Raw genomic sequence first — 21415 nt, forward strand, 5'->3', positions numbered from 1 at the left:
ACCGGCCATGTGCCGCCCCGCGAGCGGGCGTCACCAACGGCTTTCACGCCGTACTGGCACTGTGCGAACTGCCGTCCGTGACACGGTCCACACCGGCGGCGAGGTCGATGTGTCGAGCGGTTCGAGCAGCGGACCCCTCGCGGCCAGGGCGGTCGGCGCGATCAACCTCGACCTCGCCGTCCTGAGCGCCGGCTCCCGGGACCTGGCCCACCGCATCACGAGCTTCTCGATGGACAAAGTGCTGCTCAAGCACGCGGTGATGGAGGCGACCGGCTCGGTCGCGCTGCTCGCCGACAGCACGAAGTGGGGCACGGTGGAGCGGTCCAACGTGACGAAGCTGGACCGCCTCGACACGGTCGTGACCGAAGAGGGCCTGCCGTCGGCCGTGGCCGACCGCATCGCGGAGGAGGGCCCGGCGGTGCTCCGCACGGGCTGAGTACCCGCCCCCCGGTGGCCGAGTACCGGCTGCCCCCCATTGAATGATGCATTCACCGCGTCTAGCATCACTCGGTGATTCCAGCAATTCCCGTCTGACTCCCGCGCGTTGACGGGAGACGTCCTGTCGGGAGACGTGACGACGACGGGCGGCCGCGGCCCGGTTCCGGGGGCTCCGGCCGCTCGTCCCACTCCACCACTACGTCAACTCAGCTCGCGGTACGGCGAATTCGCCCCTCGTAGCGCTTCTCCAGCTCCAGATTGCCCTCGAAGCCGCCGGGCACATTGGCCGAGACGTACACCGGAGGGCGCTCCCCCGAGGCGAGCAGCTGGGCCGCCGCCTCCGCGACCGACAGCTGGACGAGCATCGCGCCGGTGAGCGTGGACAGGGCGCAGACGGCGCCGCCCGTGGGGAGTTCGAGGAGGGCGTCGCCGCGTGGGGCCTCGTTGTCGAGAACGACGTCGGCGAGGTCGGCGAGCTTCTTGCCGCTCGGGTGACCGGCCGGGACGGCGCGGGTGTGGGCGAGCGAGGTGATGGCCAGAAGCCGGTGGCCGCGCTCCTTCACCCGCAGGGCCATCTCCACGATCACCTTGTTCACACCGGAGTTGGAGATGATGACGAAGAGGTCCTCGGGGCGGGGCGCGGCGAGGTCGTAGAGGCGTTCGGCGACCCCGGTCCGGCGCTCCAGCAGCGGGTCGTCGAGGACGCTGGGCGGATCGCCGCCGTAGAGGACGAGGTCGGCGATGCTGAGGCGGTTGGTGGGCACCAAACCCCCGGCGCGGCCCGCGAGTTCGAGGACCATGGCCTGGGAGTGGCCGGTGCCGAAGGCCTGGATGACGCCGTCCGTGCGGACGCAGTCCGCGATCAGTTCGGCGGCGCGGGACACGGTGTCGCGGCTGGACTCGGTGATGTGCTGGAGGACGGCCAGGCTCTCGCGCGCGAAGGTCTCGGCGCTTACGGACTCGGCGGACACGCGATTCTCCCCACCGGTGGATCAAACCACCTATTATTTCTAGATCAATGAATCAATAAATCACATGCGGTCCTGGTATTCAATCGATGGCCTCTGGGGTGGCTGATACCTTCTGCACATGCCCCCGACAGACGTCACCACCCTCATCCGCACCGAGCTGCCCCGACTGGCGGGCTCACTGAGGAAGGTCGGCGAGCTGATCCTGGAGGATCCGGCCGCCGTCACCCACTGCTCGGCCGCCGAGCTGGGCCGCCGCACCGGCACGTCGCAGGCGACGGTGACCCGGTTCTGCCGGGCGGTCGGCCTCGACTCGTACCAGCATCTGCTGATCGAGCTGGCCCAGGAGCGCGGCCGCGGCGAGGTCTCCGACTGGGGCACCGCCGAGATCGGCCCGGACATCTCCCCGGACGACGATCTCGAACGGGTCGTGCAGGTCGTGGGCAGCGCGGACCTCCGCGCGGTGCAGCAGACCATCGACCGGATCGACCTCGACGCGGTGGAGCGCGCTGCCACCGCCGCCGCCCGCGCCCGGCGCATCGACGTCTACGGCACCGGCGGCAGCGGCGCGATCGCGCAGGAGACCGAAACGCGACTGTTCCGCATCGGCTGCGCGGTGCGCGGCTGGACCGAGGTGCACGCGGCCGCCACCTCCGCCGCCCTGCTCACCCCGGCGGACGTCGCCGTCGGCATCTCCCACTCCGGCTCGACCCGCGAGACCATCGAGCCCTTCGAACTCGCCAAGGAGCGCGGCGCGACCACCATCGCCCTCACCTCCGACCCGCGCTCCCCGCTCGCCCGCGCCGCCGACATCCGGCTCATCTCCTCGTCCTCCGCGACGAGTTTCCCCACCGGCATCATCGGCGCCCGCCACTCCGTCCTGGTCCTCATCGACTGCCTCTACGTCCGCATCGCGCAGCTCTCCTACCAGCGCGCGAGCGCCTCCCTGGCCCTCACCGACCACATCGCCGGGGAGCACACGGTGAAGTCCCGCCGGGGTCGGTGATCCCAGCCGAGACCCGGCCGTGATCTCGGCCGAGTCTGCATGGATGAACCACCGAAGTTACGCGGGGATGGTTGTTTGAATCATCTTCGCGGTGTCAGGATGGGCGCTCCGCCGAGCCTCTGGTAGGAGACCCATGCGCGTCACCGCTGCCCTGTCGACCGAGCTGTTCGTCGGCACCGCCGAGCATCCGCTCCAGGTGGTGGCCGCCGAACTCGCCCATGTCCCCGGCCGGCCGGTCCGCCTCACGGTCGAGGGCCCCGGCCTGCGCGGCACCGCGGAGACCACCGTGGGCGAGGACGGCACCGCGCACGTCGAGATACCCGTGACCACGGACCTCGCGCCCGGCGAGCGGTGCGCGATCGAGGTGACGGCGGCCGACGACGGCCAACTGGCCACACTCACCGCCGAGTTCACGGCCGCAGAACCCGGCTGGACCATGTTCATGGTCAGCCACTTCCACTACGACCCCGTCTGGTGGAACACCCAGGGCGCCTACACCGAGACCTGGGACGTGGCCGACGACCCGGCCTCCACGGGTCTCCCCGCCCGCACCTTCGACTCCCGCGGCCAGTCCGGCATGACCCTCGTCCGCGCCCACTGCGACCTGGCCCGCCGCGACCCCGCGTACACCTTCGTGCTGGCGGAGGTCGACTACCTCAAGCCGTACTGGGACGCCTTCCCCGAAGAGCGCGCCTTCCTAAGGGAGTTGATCCGCACCGGCCGGGTCGAGATCATGGGCGGTACCTACAACGAGCCCAACACCAACCTCACCGGCGCCGAGGCGACCGTACGCAACGCCCTGTACGGGGACGGCTTCCAGCGCGGCATCCTGGGCGCGTCCCCTGAAACCGCCTGGCAGTTGGACGCGTTCGGGCACGACCCGCAGTTCCCCGGACTCATGGCGGACGCGGGAGTGTCCTCCAGCTCGTGGGCACGCGGGCCGTTCCACCAGTGGGGGCCGACCCTGTCCGTGTTCGGCGAGGAACCGCGCGACCCCCAACGCATGCAGTTCCCGGCCGAGTTCAGCTGGATAGCCCCTTCCGGGCGCGGGCTTCTCACGGCCTACATGGTCAACCACTACGGCGCCGGCTGGGCGATCGACAACGCGCCCACGCTCCCCGAGGCCGAGGCGGCCGCGCTCAAGCTCTTCAAGGGGCTGAAGAAGGTCGCGCTCACCCGCAACGTCCTGCTCCCGGTCGGCGGTGACTACGCGCCCCCGTGCCGCTGGGTGATGGACATCCACCGTGACTGGAACGCCCGTTACGTCTGGCCGCGCTTCGTCAGCGCGATCCCCCGCGACTTCTTCGCCGCCGTCCGCGCCCAGTTGGACGGGGAGGGTCGCAAGGCGTCCCCGCAGACCCGGGACATGAACCCGGTCTACACCGGCAAGGACGTCTCCTACATCGACACCAAGCAGGCCCAGCGCTACGGCGAGACCCTCCTCGCCGACGCCGAGGCCTGGGCGACCCTGGCCTCGCTCCTCGCCCAACACCCTTATGCGGACGCCGCGTTGGACAAGGCCTGGCGCCAGCTCATCTACGGCGCCCACCACGACGCCATCACCGGCTCCGAGTCGGACCAGGTGTACATCGACCTGATGACCGGCTGGCGCGAGCTGTACGACCTGGCCGAGACGGTGCACGCGGATGCGACGGACTCCCTGGCCGCGAAGGTGGCCCAACTGCCGGGCGCGACCGACGACTTGGTCGTGTTCAACGCGGCGACCTGGGACCGCCGGGATGTGCTGACCGTCGGGGACCCGGGACTCGTGCCTCTCGACGACACCGGGCTTCCCCTCCCCGCCGTACGCGAAGGCGACCAACTCCGCGTCGTCGTACCGGACGTACCCGGCATGGGCCTCAAGGCCCTCCCGCTCGCCGAGGGTTCGGTACCCGAGTGGACGCCCGGCGAGGGCCTCACCATCCGCAACGAGTTCTACGAGGTGACGGTCGACCCCGCGCGCGGCGGTGGGGTCAGCAGCCTGCGCGAACTGGCCGAGGGCGGCCGGGAGTTGCTGCGCGCCGGAGACATCGGCAACGAACTCGTCGTACAGGAGGAGTACGCCAGGCACCCGCGCTTCGGCGAGGGGCCGTGGCACCTCACGCCGACCGGAATCACCGCCGCACGCAGCCGGGATGTCGTCGCCGACATCGATGTCCAGCACTCCCCCGCCGGTTCACGGATCACCGTCACCGCCGACCTCGGACTGTTCCGGTACACCCAGCGGTTGACCCTGTGGTCCGGGGTCCCCCGCCTCGATGTGACGACCACCATCGACGGGTACGACGGCGCCGACCGGCTGATCCGGGTGCGCTGGCCGTCCGACGTGACCGGCGGCCTGCCCGTGCACGAGGTGGCGGACGCGGTGATCGGGCGCGGGTTCGGGTTCGTCGAGGTGGACAGCGAGCAGTTCCCGTGGACGCTAGACAACCCGGCGAACACGTGGTTCGGGCTGGGGTCCACCGCGCGGGTCGCGGTGCGGGACGAGTCGGGTCGGTTGCTCGGTCACCGGTCGATCGGGGTCGCCGAACTCGTCTACGCCGACTGGGACGACGCTGGTGAACTCGGTACGCCGCTGGCGGCTGCCCTGGTCCGCGTCGGGGTCACCGCGACCTCGACGATCGCCGGCGGCCCGCGCTACGGCGACCTCGAAGTCGACTCCAATCTCCCGGACTTCCGGATCGCCGTGGGCGCGCCCGAGCGGAATTCCGTGGTCGCCGAGGCTCTCGGCTGGGACCCGGCAGCAGGGCGCGAGGTGCGCCGCCAGCTGGCCGAGCGGGGCATGGCGACGGTGTGGGTCGCGCCGCGCGCCGGGCTGCGCGAGGAATGGGTCCCCGGGGCCGACCTGCGCGACCTCGAACGGCTGCCGCTGCTCGTGGTCGCGGGCGCCCGCCCCGAGGACAACGCGAAGGCGGTGGACGCGCTGATCGCCGACCTCGACGACGCGGCCCTCACGGCCACGGCGGCGGGCGGCTGCGAGGCGTTGCCGCCGGGCGACGCGTGGGACGGCCGGAGCTTCGCCGTGCTCAACCGGGGCACGCCCGGCTGTGTCGTCACCTCCTCCGGCGATCTCTACATGTCCCTCATGCGCTCCTGCACCGGCTGGCCCTCCGGCATCTGGGTCGACCCGCCGCGCCGCACGGCACCGGACGGTTCCGCCTTCCAACTCCAGCGCTGGACCCATGAGTTCGAGTACGCGGTGGTCGCGGGCGCGGGTGACTGGCGGGAGGCGCGCTTGCCTCAGGCCGGACATGAGTTCAACCACCCGCTCACAGCTCGCCTGCGGACCTCAGCCTCCACCTCAGCCCAACAGGGAGTCCTGCCAAGGAAGTTGACCCTGCTCGCCCTGGAACCGGCGGACGAGGTCGTGCTCGACGCCCTCAAGCCGCTCGGCTCCCCGCTGGCTCGGGGCAGCGCGATGCCGGTCGACCCGGGGCGCGGTGTCGTCGTACGGATGCACGAGGTGAACGGTCGGCCCGTGCGGGCGCGGATACGCGGGCCGCGCGACTGGGCCGAGGGTGCACGGGCTGACGTACTGGAGGCGCCCGGCGAGGAGTTGGCGCCTGAGCGCGACGGCGGGCTCACCGTCGACCTGAGCGGTTTCGAGGTCGCGACGGTGTTGGCGACTGCCGACGTCGAGACCTCAACTGGTCCCGGAGTAGCGGCAGATGAGCCCGCGCAGCCCGTCCACACCCGCTACTGGCTCCACAACTCCGGCCCCGCGCCCCGGGGGAACATGCCGGTGTCGGTGTATCTCTCCCCCGGCACGCTCACCGTCTCCGGCCCCGTCACCGCGACCGTCCGGGTCGGCTCGGAGCTCACGGACGCGCCGGTGTCGGGCACGGTGAGTGTCGAGGTCCCGCCCGGCTGGACCGCCGAACCCGCCGAACTGCCATACGCGCTGGGCCCCGGCGGCTTCACGCTGGCCGAGGTGACCGTGACCCCGCCGCCGGAACCGGAGCCCGGCCGGCACTGGCTCGCGGCTCGACTGTCGTACGGCGGGCAGACGTACGAGGACGTCGTGGCGCTGGACGTGGCGGGCGGACAGCACGGGCCAACGCTCGTGTCCGGACTGGGAGTTGGGCGGATCAGTGTGCGAACCGGCGAGCGCGTCCAGGTTCCGGTGACCGTCCGCAACACCACCCTCGGGCCCATCAACGGCACCCTCTGGGCCGTCTCCTCGTGGGGCACCTGGGCCGGTGTCGAGCCCGGCTGTCAGGGGTTCACGGTGGCCGGGGGCGCGGAGCAGGAGTGCGTCGTCGAGGTGGACGGCTCGGCGGTGCCACCGGGGTCGTACTGGCTGCTCGCGAAGGTCGCCTGGCACGGGTGTGTCGCCTACACGGAGGCCGTCGCGCTGGAGGTGACGCCGTGACGGAGCACGCGGCCGTGGTGAGCGGCCGGCCCGTTCCCAAGAGGCGGGTGGACGCGCTGTTGGCCGCTGTGCCGGCCCGGGACCGGGAGAGCACCCGGCCCGAGGCGCTCGCGCGGGCCGAGCGGCAGCGCCGGCGGTGGGCGACGCAGGTGGTGGTCATCGACGAGCTGGCCCAACGGGCTTGTGCGGAGCGGGGGTTGAAGCCTCCGGCAGAGGTGTCGCCGGACCGGGTGCTCGCCGTCGCCGACACGGACGTGGCGGATCTGGGCAGTATCGTCGCGGCGGCCCTCGCGCACTCCCCGGCCGCCCGGCTGCTGCTGGCCGAGCTGGAGCGCGAGCAGGAGGTCGCGGAGGCGGACGTACGGGACTACTACGACCGGAACCGGGACCGCTTCCTCACCACGGAGGCACTGCGGCGCGGTGTCGACCCGTTCGGCGGGGCGACATCGGAGGACTTCCTGTCGTACGGGGAGGCCCGTGCGGGTGTCGCGCGGGAGTTGCGGCGAGCCGCGGGGCGCCGGGCCTTCTTCGGCTGGTTGGACCAGGCCAAGGCCGGAGTCGTGTACGCCGTGGGGCATGAGCACCCCGGCGATCCGGCGCACCCGGACCACGAGCACCGGCACTGATCACTCCCGGAACCTAAAAGCAACACAGGAACCCATTGACCTCCGATGAATTCTGGTCCACCTTTTCATCAATCGGAGTCGAAGTTGGTTAATTGAACCAGCTGTTGGCTGATGCTCAGGAGGGCAGCGATGCGCACAGGAAGACTGACCGGATCGATGGTGGGGATCATCGCCCTGACCCTGACGGCCGCCGGCTGCGGGCTGTCCGGCAGCTCGGGCGACAGCGACTCCACCGCGGGCGGCTGCAATGTGGACAAGGGCAACGTGGGGTCCGGGAAGCTCACCGGCGAGGTGAAGGGCAGCATCACCTTCCAGACCACCAATCTGAAGAAGGACTTCGGGACGTTCTTCAACGGGGTGATCAAATCCTTCGAGAAGGCGCATCCCGGTACGTCGGTGAAGTGGATCGACGATCCGGGCGACAACACCTTCACCCAGCGCACCGTGGCCGACGCCCAGGCCTGCACGCTGCCGGACGTCCTCAACCTCAACGCGGAGACGGCGACGGCACTGACGAAGGCGGGCTATCTCCTCAACCTGGGCGTCAAGGATCCCTCGGTCGGCAAGCCGTTCGTCCCCGCGTTCTGGAAGTCGAGCACCTTCAAGGACGCCTCGGGCGCCGCGCTGCACACCGTGCTCCCCTGGTACACCGGCGGCATCGTCCTGACGTACAACACCGACCTGTTGAAGAAGGCCGGGATCGACCCCGCGAAGCCGCCGACGACGATCTTCGGGCTGTTCGCCGACTACGAGAAGATCGCCAAGTCGGCCAACGGCAAGTACTACGCGACGATGGCCAACCCGATCTGGCGCATCCCGGCGGACTTCGACCAGATGAACATCAAGACCCTCTCCAGCGACGGCAAGTCGGCCGTGTTCGCCGACGATCCGCGCACCACCCAGTGGGTCGCCTGGATGGCGAAGCTGTACAAGGAGGGCGCGATGCCGAAGGACTCGCTGTCCTCCAGCAACGACCCGTCCACGCCGTACACGCAGGGCAAGGTCGCCTACGGCTCGACGAACCCGAGCTATGTGCGGTTCGTGAAGCAGAACAGCCCCTCGATCTACGCCAAGACGGGCGTCGGGCAGCAGCCCTTCGACGCGCTGGGCCACACCACCGGCGCCCCGCAGTACATCTCGGTCGCCGCGACCAGCAAACACGCCCCCGTGGCACTGGCGTTCGCGGAGTACCTCACCAACGCCGAGAACCAGACGGCCTGGGCCAAGGACCCGGATGTGGTGATCTTCCCGACCACGACCACCTCGCTCAACGACCCGTTCTTCCAGAAGGTCAGCGGCAGCGACCAGTTCGCGCAGGCCCGCAAGCTCGTCGCCGACCAGCTCAAGACGACCACGGCCTATCAGACCAACCTCTCGCCGGCCGTGCAGAACGCGATCGTGTCCCAGGTGCAGTTGGCCATGCAGGGCAAGAAGAGCGCGGCGCAGGCCGTGAAGGACGCCCAGGCGAAGGCCAACGAGCTGCTGAAGCAGGCTGGTTGATGGTGGCGACGCAGACCGCGAAGCCGGTGTCCGTGCCCGGTGCGGAGGCCGTCGCCTCCGCACCGGGCACGTCCCGCATACGTAAGTTCGCCCGGGCCGTCCTCCCCGGCCCCGCCCCGGGCGCCAACGGGGCGGCGCTGTACCGCCGTTGGTGGCTGCCCTGGCTGTGGACCGCGCCCGCGGTCGTCTGCGCGGCGGTGTTCGGAGTGTTCCCGTTCCTCAACACACTGCTGCTGTCGTTCACGAACGCCAAGCCGCTGGGCGGTGCCGCGGGCTTCGTCGGGCTTGCCAACTACACCCGGATGATGGGTGATTCGGACTTCTGGTTGGCGACCCGCAACAGCGTCCTGTACGCCGTGATCGTCGTCCCGCTCATGGTGCTGCTGCCGCTCCTGCTGGCCGTCCTGGTGGAGAAGAACCTGCCCGGCATCGGCTTCTTCCGCTCCGCCTTCTACACGCCGGTGCTCGCCTCCAGCGTGGTCGTCGGCCTGAGCTGGCAGTGGCTGCTCGCGGACGACGGACTGGTCAACACCTGGCTGGAGAAAGCCCACTTGATCCGGTCGGCGATCCCCTTCCTCTCCGACTCGTGGCTGATCCTGCTGTCGGCGATGGGTCTCACCCTGTGGAAGGGCCTCGGCTGGTACATGGTCTTCTACCTGGCCGCCCTCGGGAACGTGCCCAAGGAACTGCACGAGGCCGCGTCCATGGACGGCGCCGGCGCCGCCCGCCGCTTCTGGCACATCACCGTGCCCGGCGTACGGCAGGCGATGATGCTGGTCGGCACCCTCACCGGCATCGGTTCGCTGCGCGTGTTCACCGAGATCTACATGCTCGGCAGCTCCACCGGCGGCCCCGGCGGCGCCGACCGCACGCTGCCCTTCTACATCCGGGACGTCGGCCTGGACCCCATCACCGGAAACGCGGGCTACGGCTCGGCGGTGAGCGTCGCGCTGTTCGTCCTGACCCTGGGCCTGACCCTGCTGGCGCAGCGCCTCACGAAGGAGGACGAGTCATGACGACGACCGCAGTAGGGCCCAAGTCCCGCCGTCTGACGCCCCGTTGGCGTGACTACGGCCGCCCCCGCGAACTCCTGGTCCGCTACCTGCTGTTGCTCCTCGTCCTGGGCCTCACCGTCGGCCCACTGATCTGGCAGCTCCTGGCCTCCCTCAAGGGCACCGGCGAGGACGTCTTCGGCGCGAACGCCTCCCTGCTGCCCCACCACCCGACCCTGCACGCCTACCGCGAGGTCTTCAGCCAGGTCCCGGTGGTGACGTACATCAGGAACAGCCTGATCGTCGTACTCCTGTCGGTCGGCAGCCAGTTGCTGTTCTCCACCACGGCCGGCTACATGCTCTCCAAGCCCGCCTGGAAGGGCCGCAGGGCGGTGTGGATCCTGCTCGTCGCCTCCATGATGTTCCCCTTCGAGTCGATCATGGTGTCGCTCTTCCTGAGCATCCGCGACCTCGGCCTGGTCGACAACGTGGTGGGCGTGTGGCTGCCCGGCTTCGTCGGCGCGATCAACGTCCTTTTGATGCGCGGCGCGTTCCTCGCGGTACCGCGCGAGATCGAGGACTCGGGGATGCTGGACGGCGCGAGCGAGTGGCAGCGCTTCCGCTACCTCTATCTCCCGTCCGCGTGGGGCGCGATCATGGTCGTCACCATCAACACCTTCATCAGCGCCTGGGACGACTTCCTCTGGCCCCTGATCGTCCTCCGCTCCGAGGACCACATGACCCTGACGCTGGGCCTTTCGCGGTTGCAGAGTTCGTCGTTCGGCTACGACCAGCGGGTGGTGATGGCCGGTTCGGTGATCTCCGTGATCCCGGTGCTCGTGCTGTTCGTCATCACCCAACGCTGGTTCTACAAAGGCGTGTCGGCCGGGGCCGTCAAGCTCTGAGCCGTCAAGCTTTGAGCCCTACGACGACGGGCTCGACGGCGAGCGCGGCCCGAGCGGACTGAGCGACCCGAACCTCCACGGCGCCGACCTGCTCCAACTGGTCGGTGCCGAAGGGGATTTCGACCCTACGGCGCTCCCCCGGGGCCAACTCGACGCCCTGGAAGGCGTGCAGTTCGAGCATGCGCGGCCACACCCGCGTGAGCAGCCGCCGGATGTACACCTGGACGACCGAACGCCCCTTCCGCTTCCCGGTGTTGGTGACGTCCACCTCGATCACGTTCCCCACGACGCGCGGCGGACCGTACTCGAAGCTCGTGTACGACAGCCCGTGCCCGAAGGAGTAGAGCGGCTCGGCGTCCGCGTCCACGTAACCGCCGTACTCGGTGTCCTTGTGGTTGTAGTAGACGGGGAGTTGGGCCACCGAGCGGGGCACGGAGACGGGCAGGCGGCCGGTCGGTTCGGCCCGGCCCAGCAGTACCTCGGCGATGGCCTCGCCGCCCCACGGGCCGGGGTACCAGGCGGTGAGCAGGGCGCCGGCGCGTTCGGGGACGACGTGCGGGCGGCCCTGGATCAGGACCACCGCCGTGGGTGTGCCGGTGGCCGTGACCGCGCCCAGGAGGGCGAGTTGGGCCCGGCCGAGGCTCAGGCCCGCGAGGTCGACGCCCTCGCCGCACGTCATCTCCGAAACGGCGTTCCGCGCGGCCCCGTTGGGGTCGAAGTCCGTGTCGGGGGTACGGGCGCTGCTGCCGCCCAGCACCAGCACGGCCAGGTCGGAGGCGGCGGCTGCGGCGACCGCCTCGGGGATGCCGGAGAGGTCGTCGCCGGTGAGGGCGCAGCCGGGGGTGTGGCGGATGTCGGTGCCGGGCGTGGCGAGTTGGCGTAGGCCGTCGAGGACGCTGGTCCCCGTGCCGGGGCGTTGGGGCGCGGTGTAGTCGCCCAACTGGTGTGCGGTGGTGGCCGATTGAGGTCCGATGACCGCGATCCGGGAGGCGGTTGCCGGGATGGGCAGGACTCCGCCGTCGTTGTGGAGGAGGGTGACGGTGGCTCGGGCGAGGGCAGTGCTCAGCTCCCGGCCTTGCTTCGGGGACGGCAACTCGGTTGTGGCGTAGGGCTGTTCGAAGAGGCCCAGGCGGAACTTGAGGCTGAGCACGCGGGCCACGGCCGTGTCGAGGGTCTCCTCGCTCGCCAATCCCCGCTCGACCGCCTCCTCCAGATGTGTGAAGCCCTCGTCCCACAGGCTCAGGTCGACACCGGCGTTGAGCGCGAGGGCGCCTGCCGAGACCTTGTCGCCGGTGATGCGGGCCAGCCGGTCCACCGCGAGGCCGTCGGTCATGACCAGGCCCTCGAAACCCCATTCCTCACGGAGGAGTTGGGTCAGCAGGGCGCGGTTGCCGGAGCAGGGCAGGCCGTCGACCTCGTTGTACGCCGACATGAGGGCGGCGGCACCTGCGCGGACTCCGGCGCGGGCGGCGGGGAGGTGGATCTCGTGGAGTTCGCGGAGACCGAGTTCGGACTCGGCGGAGTTGCGGCCGCCGACCGTGGCGCCCTGGCCGGCGAAGTGCTTGAGGACAACGGAGGCCTTGTCGGGAGCGAAGCGGGCTCCTGCGACGGGGACTTGGCCGGGAGCGGACCCCGCTGTCATGTCGCCCTGCATACCCCTCACGAGCGCCTCGGTGAAGCGGGCGGCGAGGTGCGGGTCCTCGCCGAAGCACTCCTCCGTACGGCCCCAGCGCGGGTCTCGGGCGATGTCCAGGGCGGAGACGAGGGCCATGTGGCCGCCACGGGCGCGGAGTTCGGCGGCGGCGTGGGCGGCGGCCCGCTCGTACAGGTCGGGGTCCCAGGTGGCGCCGATGGCCAGGTTGACCGGGAGGACTGTGCCGTCCAGGGCCATGTGGCCGTGCGGCACCTCCTCGACGAACAGGGCCGGGATGCCGAGTCGGCTGCTCGCGATGACATGGCGTTGCACCAACTCGGCGAGGGCGGCACTGTCTTCGGCGCCGGGGCCGTTGGTGTGGTCGACGCCGGACCAGGCGTCTGCGCGGAACAGGCCGTAGAGCGCGCCGAGTCCGGCGAAGCGGTCGGTCTCGGCGCGGAGTCCGTCGGTGAGTTCGAACCCGTCGGGGCTGTCGGGAGTGCGGCGGTACGCATTCCAGCCGTACATCCGCTGGTTGAGCTGGCCGACCTTCTCGCGCAGGGTCATCCGGGCGAGGAGGTCGCAAACCCGGGTGTCGACAGGGGCGTTGGGGTCGCGGTAGACGGGGGTGGTGGTGTCGGTCATCGGGTGTCACCGTCGTACGCGAGTCGGGCCAGGGCGACCGCGCCCCGGCAGCCGTCCGGTACCCAGTCGAGGGTGAGGCCGAGGGTGCGGAGGCGGGCGGTGAGGGGGGCCGTCAGCGGGCCCTCGGGGCCGAGCAGGCCTCCGGTGGCGACGATTCTCTCGCCGGGGCCTGGCTGCAACGCCCTTACCGTGTCGGCAAGTTGGTCTGCCGCCTCGTCGAGAATTCCGTCCGCCACGGCGTCCTTCTCCCCCGCCGCCTCGACCACCAGCGGGGCGAACCGGGCGAGGCGGATGGGGAGTTCGGCCATCACGGCGGGGAGTACGTGCATGCGGTAGGCCTCGCGGTGGGCGCGGGACCAGTCGCCGTCGCCGGGCAGTTCCTCGTCCGGCACCCCGAGGGCCTGTCCGACGGACTTGGCCAGCGCGGTCGTAGGGCCGCGTCCGTCGGCCATGCGCAGGGCCGCCCGTACCGCGCTCCGGCCGATCCAGAAGCCGCTGCCGTCGTCGCCGAGGAGCCAGCCGTCGCCGTCCACGCTGGTCGTGGTGCGGCGGTCGGTGATGCGCAGGGCGACCGCGCCGGTGCCGGCGACCAGGGCGAGGCCGTCGGCGGGGGTGCCGGGGGCGGAGGCGAAGGCCGCCTCGATGTCGCTGCAGACGCGGATCCGGTCGGCGGGGATGCCGAGGCGTCGCAGCGCGGCGGTGAGGGCGGTGCGGGCGTTGACGTGTCCCGGCTCCTCGGCGGAGGCGGCCGTGGCGCCCGCGAAACCGCCGGACGCGGCCGCCACGCGGGCGCGCGCCTGCTCCGGGACGGCCTGTCCGATCGCCTCGGCCAGGTGGTCGGTGAGGCGCGGTACCGGGACGGTCAGGGCGTTGCCGGGCCCGGCCGCGCCCTCGCCGAGGGGGCGGCCGTCCTCGGCCGCGGCGAGGACGGCGCGGGTACGGGTGCCGCCGGCGTCGAGGCCGACGACGAGGTCACCGACGAATTCTTGGTTCAAATCATTGCTCATCACTGACTATGGTGGTTGATACATTCGCGCAGAACAAGAGCCGAAGACCGCAGAACAAGAGCCAAAGACACGGACAGGGCAAGACCGGACCTGGGGAGGATCCCATTCCTACGCTCCGCTTCGGCGTCAACTACACGCCGCGCCGCGGTTGGTTCCACTCCTGGCACGACTTCGACCCGGCGCACGCCCGCGAGGATCTGGCCCAGATAGCCGGGCTCGGCCTGGACCACGTCCGGATCTTCCACCTCTGGCCGCTGCTCCAGCCCAACCGCACGCTGATCCGCCGGACCGCCGTGGACCAGCTGGTGCACCTCGTCGACCTGGCGGGCGAGGCCGGGCTCGACGTCCTCGTGGACGGTGTCCAGGGCCATCTGTCGAGCTTCGACTTCTACCCGGAGTGGACCCGCGGCTGGCACCACCGCAACGTCTTCACCGACCCGGAGGCCATCGCCGCCCAGGCGGAGCTGATGCGCACGCTGGGCCGCGCCCTCGCCGACCGGCCGAACCTGATCGGGCTCCAACTCGGCAACGAGCTCAACAACTTGGTGGAGCACAACCCGGTGACGGCCGACGAGGTGGACCACTATCTCGACACGCTGCTCGCCGCCGCCCGCGAGCATCTGCCGCCGGGCCGCCTGGTCACGCACTCCGCGTACGACGCCGCCTGGTACGGCGACGACCACCCGTTCACGCCGGAGGCCTCGGCCCGCAAGGGCGATCTGACCACCGTCCACCCGTGGGTGTTCTCGGGCGACTGCGCGCGCCGTTACGGGCCGCGCTCCTCGCAGGTGCTCCATCTCGCCGAGTACGGAACGGAGTTGGCCAAGGCGTACGCCACCGACCCGGCCCGGCCGGTCTGGGTCCAGGAGACCGGCGCGCCCGAACCGCACATCCCGGCGGCCGACGCCCCGGAGTTCGCGCGCGCGACCGTGCGCAAGGCGGCCGAGTGTGCGGGGCTGTGGGGCGTGACCTGGTGGTGCTCGCACGACGTGGACCGCTCGCTCGCCGACTACCCCGAACTCGAATACACGCTGGGCCTGTTCGACTCCTCGGGCCGCGCCAAGCCGATCGCCGAGGCCTTCGCCGAAGCGGTCGCCGAGCCGCACACCGTCCGACTCCGGGACACCGCGCTGGTGTTGGACTGCACCCCGGGCAGCCGCTCGGTGTCGGGGCCGGGCGGGGCGTACTTCGAGGAGTGGATGCGGTTGCGCACGGAGGGCGTCCGCCCTGCGGTGGTGCTGGCCGAACGGGCGGAGGACGAAGGGTACTTGGCGGCACGGGGCATCAAGGAAGTCGTACGGCCGACGTGACGGTCAGGCGCCCGTGAGTACCTCCGCGACCGCCCGCAGGTTGACCCGCCCCCGCCCGTAGGAGCAGAGGGTGCCGCCCTCCGGCAGTCCGGTGTCGACCAGGACGGCGTCGGGCCGCCGGGCCGCGAGCGTGTCGCGCAGCCGGGCCTGCCAGGGGTGCAGGCCGGCGTCGGAGGTGGCGACGACCAGCGGGGCACCCTCGCGCAGGATTCCGTCGACGAGGGCGGCGGGGTCGGCCGGTTCCGTGTTGAGCGCCGTACCCGTGGCCGTCGGGTCGATCGCGCGGAGTTCGGTGAGGAGGTCCTCGCCGCCCCAGTTCAGGGCGGGGTGCGGGGCCGGGAACAGGTCGACGACGTGGGCGCCGCGTATCGGCGGGGGCAGGGTCCGGGTGCGTACGGCGCGGCGGGCCGCCTCCAGGCCGGCGTCCGCGTCCCAGGCGGCGACGGTCCGGCGCGGGGTCGCGTACCGCTCGGCCAGCCGCCGGACCCGCCCGGCCGCCTCCTGCACCCGCTCCTCGGGCAGCACGTGCGAGTGGAGCGCGTCGAGCACGGCGTCCCGGCAGGCCAGGGTGACGTCCAAGTCCGGTACGGCGACGATGACTTGGTCCGCTCCGGCGGCGAGGGCGATCCGGGCCCCGGCGGCCTCGCCGTACGCGTCGGCTATCGCCTTCATCTCCAGGGCGTCGCTGACGAGGACGCCGTCGAAGCCGAGTTCGAGGCGGAGCAGATCGCCGAGGATGCGGCGGCTGAGGGTGGCGGGGCGGTTGGCGTCCAGGGCCGGGAAGACGACGTGGGCGCTCATGAGCATCGGCACACCCGCGGCGATGGCGGCGCGGAACGGCGCGAGGTCGACGAGGAGTTCGTCGTACGGGCGCGGATCTGTGGCGACACCGTGATGGCTGTCGGTGATTGTGCCGCCGTGGCCCGGGAAATGCTTGGCACAGGAAGCGATACCGCGGACGTCGGTGGCGGTGATCCAGGCGCGCAGATGGCGGGCGGCCAGGACGGGATCGGCGCCGAAGGAGCGGGTGCGCACGATCGGGTTGCGCGGTTGGTGCTGAAGGTCGGCGACGGGTGCGTACGAGGCGGTGATGCCCAGTGTGGCGAGGTGACCTGCGAGCGCGTCGGCGCAACGGGCGGTCAGGGCCGGGTCGTCGACGACTCCGAGGGCGTAGGAGCCGGGGACGTCCGGGGCGCCCGCGCTCACCAAGTGGCCGATTCCGCCGCCTTCGTTGTCGATGGCCACGAGCAAGTCGGGGCGGATGGAGCGGAGTTGGTCGGTGAGCCGGCGCACCTGCTCGGCGTCGCGGACGTTGCGGGTGAACAGGATGACCCCGCCGAGGCCGCGGTCGATCAGCCGCTTGAGCGCGTCCGGCACGGCCGTCGCGCCGTCGAACCCGGCGACCAGACAGCGGTGGGCCGCCTCGTCGAGGTCGGCGGGCAGGGCGGTGACGGCGGCGGACGTACGCTCGGCGTGGGTCATACTGGAATTCAAATGGCTCGCTCAACCTAAAGTCAACAAACCGATGGATTGTTGATTCAGGCAATGATCTGGGGTGGTGGCGTGGGTGGTGGAGTGGGCGGTGTCCCGGATGATGCCGATGATGCGCCCGGGGCGTTCACCCGGGCCCTTCAAGCCATTCATGCCGTCCGCGTCGCCCAGCCGCCCGCGCCCCTTCCGCTTACGGACACCACGACGTCATACCGGACGGGAACGTTTCGCCACGTGTCCCTGCTTCCGCTCGAAGAGATCCCCGGGCCGCTCCCCGTCCCCACCGCCGGCCCCGCCCCCGTCCCCTTCCGCCTCCCCTCCGCCGCACGCCTCGCGACCAAGGTCCTGACCCTGCTGCCCCTGCTGCTGATCGCGGTGTGGGCGGCGGTCGACTGGCGTGCCATGTACGACGGCACGGCCCGGCTCGCCTCCGCCGACCCCTGGTGGCTGCTCGCCGCGTTCTTCTTCACCTGCCTCGGCTGGGGCACCGCCGCCCTCGTCCGCCAGGGTGCCGTGCCCGAGCGGCTGCCGACCGGACTGCTGATCGCCTCGCAGTTCGCCGCCGGCGCCGCCAACCACGCGCTGCCGGCCAGCATCGGCGCCCACGCCGTGACGCTGCGCTTCCTCCAGGGCCGCGGCATCCCCCTCGCCCGCGCCACCGCCTCGCTCGCCCTGTACTCGCTCGTCAGGCCGATCGCGAAGACCATCGTGCTCGTCGCCTTCCTCATCGCCTTCCCCGAGATGCTGAGGTTCGGCCAACTCGTCCCGCAGGGCTGGTCGTTGGTCCTCGCCTTCGGCGGGCTGGGCTTCGCACTCGGCACGGCCGCCCTGCTCCTGGCGGTAGTACCTCCGCTGCGCCGCCCGGTCCTCCGCTGCTTCCGCACCGCCCTGACCGACGTACGGCAGCTGCACACCATGCCCAGCCGGATCCTCGCCCTGTGGGGCGGTGCGGCCGCCGCGCCGGTGCTGCAGGCGACCGTGATCTTCTCGGTCGGGGCCTCGCTCGGCATGCCGCTGTCCTGGGCGCAGGTCGTCCTCGCGTTCCTCGCCGCCAGCACCGCGGTCGGCGCCGTTCCCGCACCCGGCGGGATCGGTCCCGTGGACGCGGCGACGGTGTTCACGATGGTCGCGTTCGGCGCCCCCATGGACCTGGCCACGGCGAGCGTCATCGGCTACCGCGTCCTGACGGTGTGGGTGCCATTGCTGCCGGGCGCGTTGATGCTCTCGGCGCTGGTCCACCGGAAGGTGCTATGACCGACGTCCCCCCGCACATCGCCATCCCCTTGTCCGTCGAAATCCCCTTGTACGACGGCCCGTTCCGCGTCTAGCGTCGCTGCTCATCGGCGTGTAGCTCAGCAGCAGAGCACCGGGCTCTTATCCCGGAGGGCGCAGGGGCAGGACCTGCCACGTCGGCTTATGGACGACGACGCTGACCAGCAGCACCTCGCCGCGGCCCCCGGCTATGCCCGGGGCCAGTTGGCCAAGGCCTTCACGACCGCCCTGACCCACGAGGACGCCGACACCCGCCGTCGCGCGGAGGGCCGCGTGACGCGCTGGCGTGCCGTGCTCGCGGGGATGGCCGGCGGCCTGCTGTCGATCGGTTCGCGCACCCCGGTGGCCGGGCTCCCGGCCTGGGTCACCCCCGAGGTGGTGCACGGCGGCTTCGCCACGGGCACCCCGAGCGCGGGCGGCCCGCTCCAGCCGTACGAGACGCGGCTCGCGGAGCGGTTCGGCGTGCCCGCTGACCGGCGGGCGCTGTTCGCGCACTGTCTCACCGACAGCGGACTCGCCTGGCTGTGGGGGCAGTTGAACAGCGGGCGGTACGAGGTGACCGTGCCCGAGGAGGGCGCGCTGCTCATCATGGCCTGGCTGGTGCGGCACGGGGAGACGGCCGCCGCGCTGGACCTGGTCACGGAGCTGGAGCCGTTCGCGGATCAACTCCGGTTCCTGCCCCGCCCGTCGACCGGCCGGTCCGCGCCGGACGTCACCGACGCGCTGCACCGCCGTAGTGTCTCCGACACCGTGGACCGGCTGGTCCGGCGGCGGCCCAACGCGGCCGTGGAGACACAGCGCGAGGCACTCGCCGTATGGCAGCCGTTCGGGGACGAGTTGCTCGTCCACTGGCTGGAGACGGCGGGCGGGGAGGACGGGCGGGTGCTCGAACTCGCCCCGGATGCCGACTGGTTGGCTCGCGGTGCCGGTCTGTTGAACCGGTACCGGCAACTGGCCGAGGAGCACACGCGCTGCGGGAAGCACCGCGACCCCAAGGAGAACCTGGGCATTCTGCGCGGCGCCCTGGAAGAGACCGTCGCCGGACGGCCGTTGGACGCGCGGCGGCTCGGGCTGCTGCGGCACGCCGTCGCGTCGATGGTGCGGCGGCGCGGGATGCCGGGCTCGGCACCGCACACGGAACTGCGCCGCGTACAGCGGGACCAGGCCGCGCTCCCCTCCCACTACGCCCTGGCGCAAGTGGTGGTGGGCCGCCTCGCCGTGCTGCCCCAGGAGTCGGGCATCGCCGACCTCGCACCCGTACTCGCCCCCGTGACCGGGCCGGAGGAGCGGGAGACCGGCCTGCCCGCCGGAGCCCAACTCCCGCCCGCCGTAAGCCGGGTGGTCGAAGGCGCGCTCAGCGCACCCGTAGCCACCCTCGCGGAACGGGGGGTCGTCCCCTCGGCCGAGGTACTGGCCGAACTGATACCGCGGTTGGTCGCCGTCACCACCGCGCGGAGCTACGACGACCCGGCATTGCGGACGCTGATGGCCGCCAACTACCGCGCGTTCCGCAACCGCCGTTCGCTGCTTCTCCTCAACCTGGAGCGGCAGGTCCGGATCGAGGAACTGCCCTGGGTACGGGCGGTGGCCGCGCAGCGCGGCGACGGCGCGGCCGAAGCGGCCCTGCTGCTACGGCAGTTGGGCGAACTGGCCGTGCGCGGGTTCCCGGGCACGATCCTGCCCAACCCGCTCGTGCGCGAACTCGGCGTACTCGCCCGCCAGTCGGAGCTGGGCGCCCCGCTGGTGGAGGAGCTGGCCGCGGACATCTTCATGGACGCCTTCGGCCCCAAGTTCCTTGTGGCGGCCGGGATCGCGGGCGAGTTGCTCGGCGGTTCGCTGTACGAGCGGTACTACGGCATCGACTACGCGGCGATCCGCGACCTGGCGACCGCCGAAGCGAACGAGGCCTCGGGCCGGGCGGACGGGGCCGGACCCCGGACGTCCCCGGGGTTCGCGCGGCTGTGCGCGGAGCGGGCCGCGGCGGCGTCCTCGGCTCCGGCAGGGTCGAAGTCCGGTTCCTCGTCCGGGTCCTGGGTGGCGGCCAACGGCAAGGTGATCGAGCAGTCCCAGATCCTGACCACGCACAACCTGGCCACGCTGGTCCACCGGGTCGGCATCGCCCCCGAGCCGGACTGGGCCGACCTGGCACGCCGCTGCTTCGGCACCGTGTGCCGGCTGACCGCCCGGGTGCATCGCAACCCGTGGCCGTACCCCACGATCAAGGACACGGCTTACGCCTGGCGGCAATTGGTGTTCCACCTGTCCCTCTGCGCGCCCGCCGAGCAGCGGCGGGTGCTCGACGACCTGGACGCGGAGGCGGCCCGTCACGCCGACCATGTCGCCGCCCGCCTCGCGCCCGTGCTGGCCGGGCTTCGCCTGGTCGCGGACGGCGGCGGCTTCGCCCCCGACGGCACGGCGGACGGGGGCCGCGCCCGCCGACTCCTCGGCTGGACCACGGACGGCCACTGGCTGGCGATGGACCCAACCGCCCTAGAGACAAAGGGCAGTTGAGAGGTCCGCACACAGGCCGCCGCGAACCCTCGCTCCTAACCCTCCGCCGCCGCGCGTACCGCCGCCTCCGTCAGGGTCTTCGCCGTGCCTACGGCGCTGGCGATCGCGTCGTCGGGGGTGAGGCCGCACTGGTCGGTGAGGGTGAACAGGGCGTCCGCGGCCATGACCACCGCGAGGCCCCGCTTGAGCTGGGTGAACGCGTCCGGGTCGGACTCCCCGAGGGTGGCCGCCAGGGGGGCGAGGGCGTGGTCGATGAGGCCGAAGCGGATGCCGGGGCGCATGTTCGCCGTGTCGGGGCGGACGATGGTCGCGGCCATCATCGCGCGCACCCCGCCCTGCCGGGCCAGGGTGCCGCGGAGCAGGAACTCGCAGGCGAACGCGATCCGTTCGACCGGATCGCGGGAGTCGGCGACCGGGCCGAGCGCGTCGACGGGGTCGGGCCAGACACCGGCCAGGGCCTCGCCGATCAGGGACGGCAGGTCGGGGAAGTAACGGTAGGCGGTGGCCTCGGAGACCAGGGCGACGCGCGCGACCTCGGGCATCGTCACCTCGCTGCCCGTGCCGATCAGCCCGCGCGCCGCCTCGACGATCGCCGTACGGGTGCGCTTCTTCTGGTTGCTGCGGCCCGTGTCCGTCTGTGCTGTCGCCATCGGTGCGTCACTTCCCCGTATTCGCTCGTCGTTGCCGTCCGTCTCCCTTACGTTATCACGACAAGCTCTCATCATGAGAGTCTGCTTGC

The 21415-nt window shown here is 71.4% G+C and carries 15 protein-coding genes and 1 tRNA gene; 11 read left to right on the plus strand and 5 right to left on the minus strand.

All coding sequences use genetic code 11. The annotated features are described in order from the left end of the window. The first annotated feature begins 61 nt into the window (after nucleotides 1-61). Nucleotides 62-436, plus strand: coding sequence for a hypothetical protein (locus ACGFY9_RS15035; protein ID WP_393754185.1), 375 nt, complete (start codon nucleotides 62-64; stop codon nucleotides 434-436). 208 nt (nucleotides 437-644) lie between these two features. Here the strand turns inward: ACGFY9_RS15035 and ACGFY9_RS15040 are convergent, their stop codons facing one another. Beyond that, on the minus strand, nucleotides 645-1409 hold the full coding sequence (locus ACGFY9_RS15040) for a sugar isomerase domain-containing protein (RefSeq protein ID WP_393754187.1): 765 nt from the start codon (nucleotides 1407-1409) through the stop codon (nucleotides 645-647). 118 nt (nucleotides 1410-1527) lie between these two features. Between ACGFY9_RS15040 and ACGFY9_RS15045 the strand changes: the two genes are divergently transcribed. The 6 genes from ACGFY9_RS15045 to ACGFY9_RS15070 all read left to right on the plus strand — a co-directional run bounded on the left by ACGFY9_RS15045 (nucleotide 1528) and on the right by ACGFY9_RS15070 (nucleotide 10807). Next, nucleotides 1528-2412 (plus strand): MurR/RpiR family transcriptional regulator, encoded by an 885-nt coding sequence (locus ACGFY9_RS15045; RefSeq protein WP_393754189.1) that lies wholly within the window; start codon nucleotides 1528-1530, stop codon nucleotides 2410-2412. Nucleotides 2413-2545: 133 nt separating this feature from the next. Beyond that, nucleotides 2546-6784, plus strand: a complete 4239-nt coding sequence (locus tag ACGFY9_RS15050) for an NEW3 domain-containing protein (RefSeq protein ID WP_393754191.1) — start codon at nucleotides 2546-2548, stop codon at nucleotides 6782-6784. Beyond that, a complete protein-coding gene (locus ACGFY9_RS15055; protein WP_393754193.1) occupies nucleotides 6781-7410 on the plus strand; it encodes a peptidyl-prolyl cis-trans isomerase in 630 nt (209 codons plus the stop codon). The genes ACGFY9_RS15050 and ACGFY9_RS15055 overlap by 4 nt, the downstream gene beginning before the upstream one ends. A 129-nt stretch (nucleotides 7411-7539) precedes the next feature. Beyond that, nucleotides 7540-8910: an extracellular solute-binding protein gene (locus tag ACGFY9_RS15060; protein WP_393754195.1), complete on the plus strand. Its 1371-nt coding sequence runs from the start codon at nucleotides 7540-7542 to the stop codon at nucleotides 8908-8910. After that, a complete protein-coding gene (locus ACGFY9_RS15065; RefSeq protein ID WP_393754196.1) occupies nucleotides 8910-9926 on the plus strand; it encodes a carbohydrate ABC transporter permease in 1017 nt (338 codons plus the stop codon). Before ACGFY9_RS15060 ends, ACGFY9_RS15065 begins: the two co-directional genes overlap by 1 nt. Next, a complete protein-coding gene (locus ACGFY9_RS15070; RefSeq protein WP_393754198.1) occupies nucleotides 9923-10807 on the plus strand; it encodes a carbohydrate ABC transporter permease in 885 nt (294 codons plus the stop codon). Before ACGFY9_RS15065 ends, ACGFY9_RS15070 begins: the two co-directional genes overlap by 4 nt. Nucleotides 10808-10811: 4 nt before the next feature. On the opposite strand, the gene ACGFY9_RS15075 is transcribed toward ACGFY9_RS15070, so the two are convergent. Together ACGFY9_RS15075 and ACGFY9_RS15080 are read right to left on the minus strand one after the other, a co-directional pair. After that, nucleotides 10812-13085, minus strand: a complete 2274-nt coding sequence (locus ACGFY9_RS15075) for a glycoside hydrolase family 3 N-terminal domain-containing protein (protein ID WP_393754200.1) — start codon at nucleotides 13083-13085, stop codon at nucleotides 10812-10814. Beyond that, nucleotides 13082-14092 carry an N-acetylglucosamine kinase gene (locus ACGFY9_RS15080; RefSeq protein WP_393754202.1) on the minus strand — a complete coding sequence of 337 codons (1011 nt, stop codon included), beginning with the start codon at nucleotides 14090-14092 and terminating at the stop codon, nucleotides 13082-13084. Before ACGFY9_RS15080 ends, ACGFY9_RS15075 begins: the two co-directional genes overlap by 4 nt. A gap of 8 nt (nucleotides 14093-14100) precedes the next feature. Here ACGFY9_RS15080 and ACGFY9_RS15085 point away from each other — a divergent pair, with 8 nt between their 5' ends. After that, nucleotides 14101-15402: a glycosyl hydrolase gene (locus tag ACGFY9_RS15085; RefSeq protein WP_393754204.1), complete on the plus strand. Its 1302-nt coding sequence runs from the start codon at nucleotides 14101-14103 to the stop codon at nucleotides 15400-15402. Nucleotides 15403-15405: 3 nt separating this feature from the next. Here the strand turns inward: ACGFY9_RS15085 and ACGFY9_RS15090 are convergent, their stop codons facing one another. Further along, nucleotides 15406-16884, minus strand: coding sequence for a glycoside hydrolase family 3 N-terminal domain-containing protein (locus ACGFY9_RS15090; protein ID WP_393754206.1), 1479 nt, complete (start codon nucleotides 16882-16884; stop codon nucleotides 15406-15408). 243 nt (nucleotides 16885-17127) lie between these two features. Between ACGFY9_RS15090 and ACGFY9_RS15095 the strand changes: the two genes are divergently transcribed. The 3 genes from ACGFY9_RS15095 to ACGFY9_RS15105 all read left to right on the plus strand — a co-directional run bounded on the left by ACGFY9_RS15095 (nucleotide 17128) and on the right by ACGFY9_RS15105 (nucleotide 20676). After that, on the plus strand, nucleotides 17128-18147 hold the full coding sequence (locus tag ACGFY9_RS15095; RefSeq protein ID WP_393754208.1) for a YbhN family protein: 1020 nt from the start codon (nucleotides 17128-17130) through the stop codon (nucleotides 18145-18147). 87 nt (nucleotides 18148-18234) lie between these two features. Beyond that, a tRNA-Lys gene (locus tag ACGFY9_RS15100) sits at nucleotides 18235-18306 on the plus strand. Nucleotides 18307-18309: 3 nt separating this feature from the next. Continuing rightward, complete coding sequence (locus tag ACGFY9_RS15105) at nucleotides 18310-20676, plus strand: hypothetical protein (RefSeq protein ID WP_393754210.1); 2367 nt, start codon at nucleotides 18310-18312, stop codon at nucleotides 20674-20676. A 35-nt stretch (nucleotides 20677-20711) separates the two neighbouring features. Here the strand turns inward: ACGFY9_RS15105 and ACGFY9_RS15110 are convergent, their stop codons facing one another. After that, nucleotides 20712-21326, minus strand: a complete 615-nt coding sequence (locus tag ACGFY9_RS15110) for a TetR/AcrR family transcriptional regulator (RefSeq protein WP_393754212.1) — start codon at nucleotides 21324-21326, stop codon at nucleotides 20712-20714. Nucleotides 21327-21415: the final 89 nt, after the last annotated feature.

The sequence above is a fragment of the Streptomyces sp. NPDC048504 genome (genome assembly GCF_043200035.1).
Classification (GTDB): domain Bacteria; phylum Actinomycetota; class Actinomycetes; order Streptomycetales; family Streptomycetaceae; genus Streptomyces.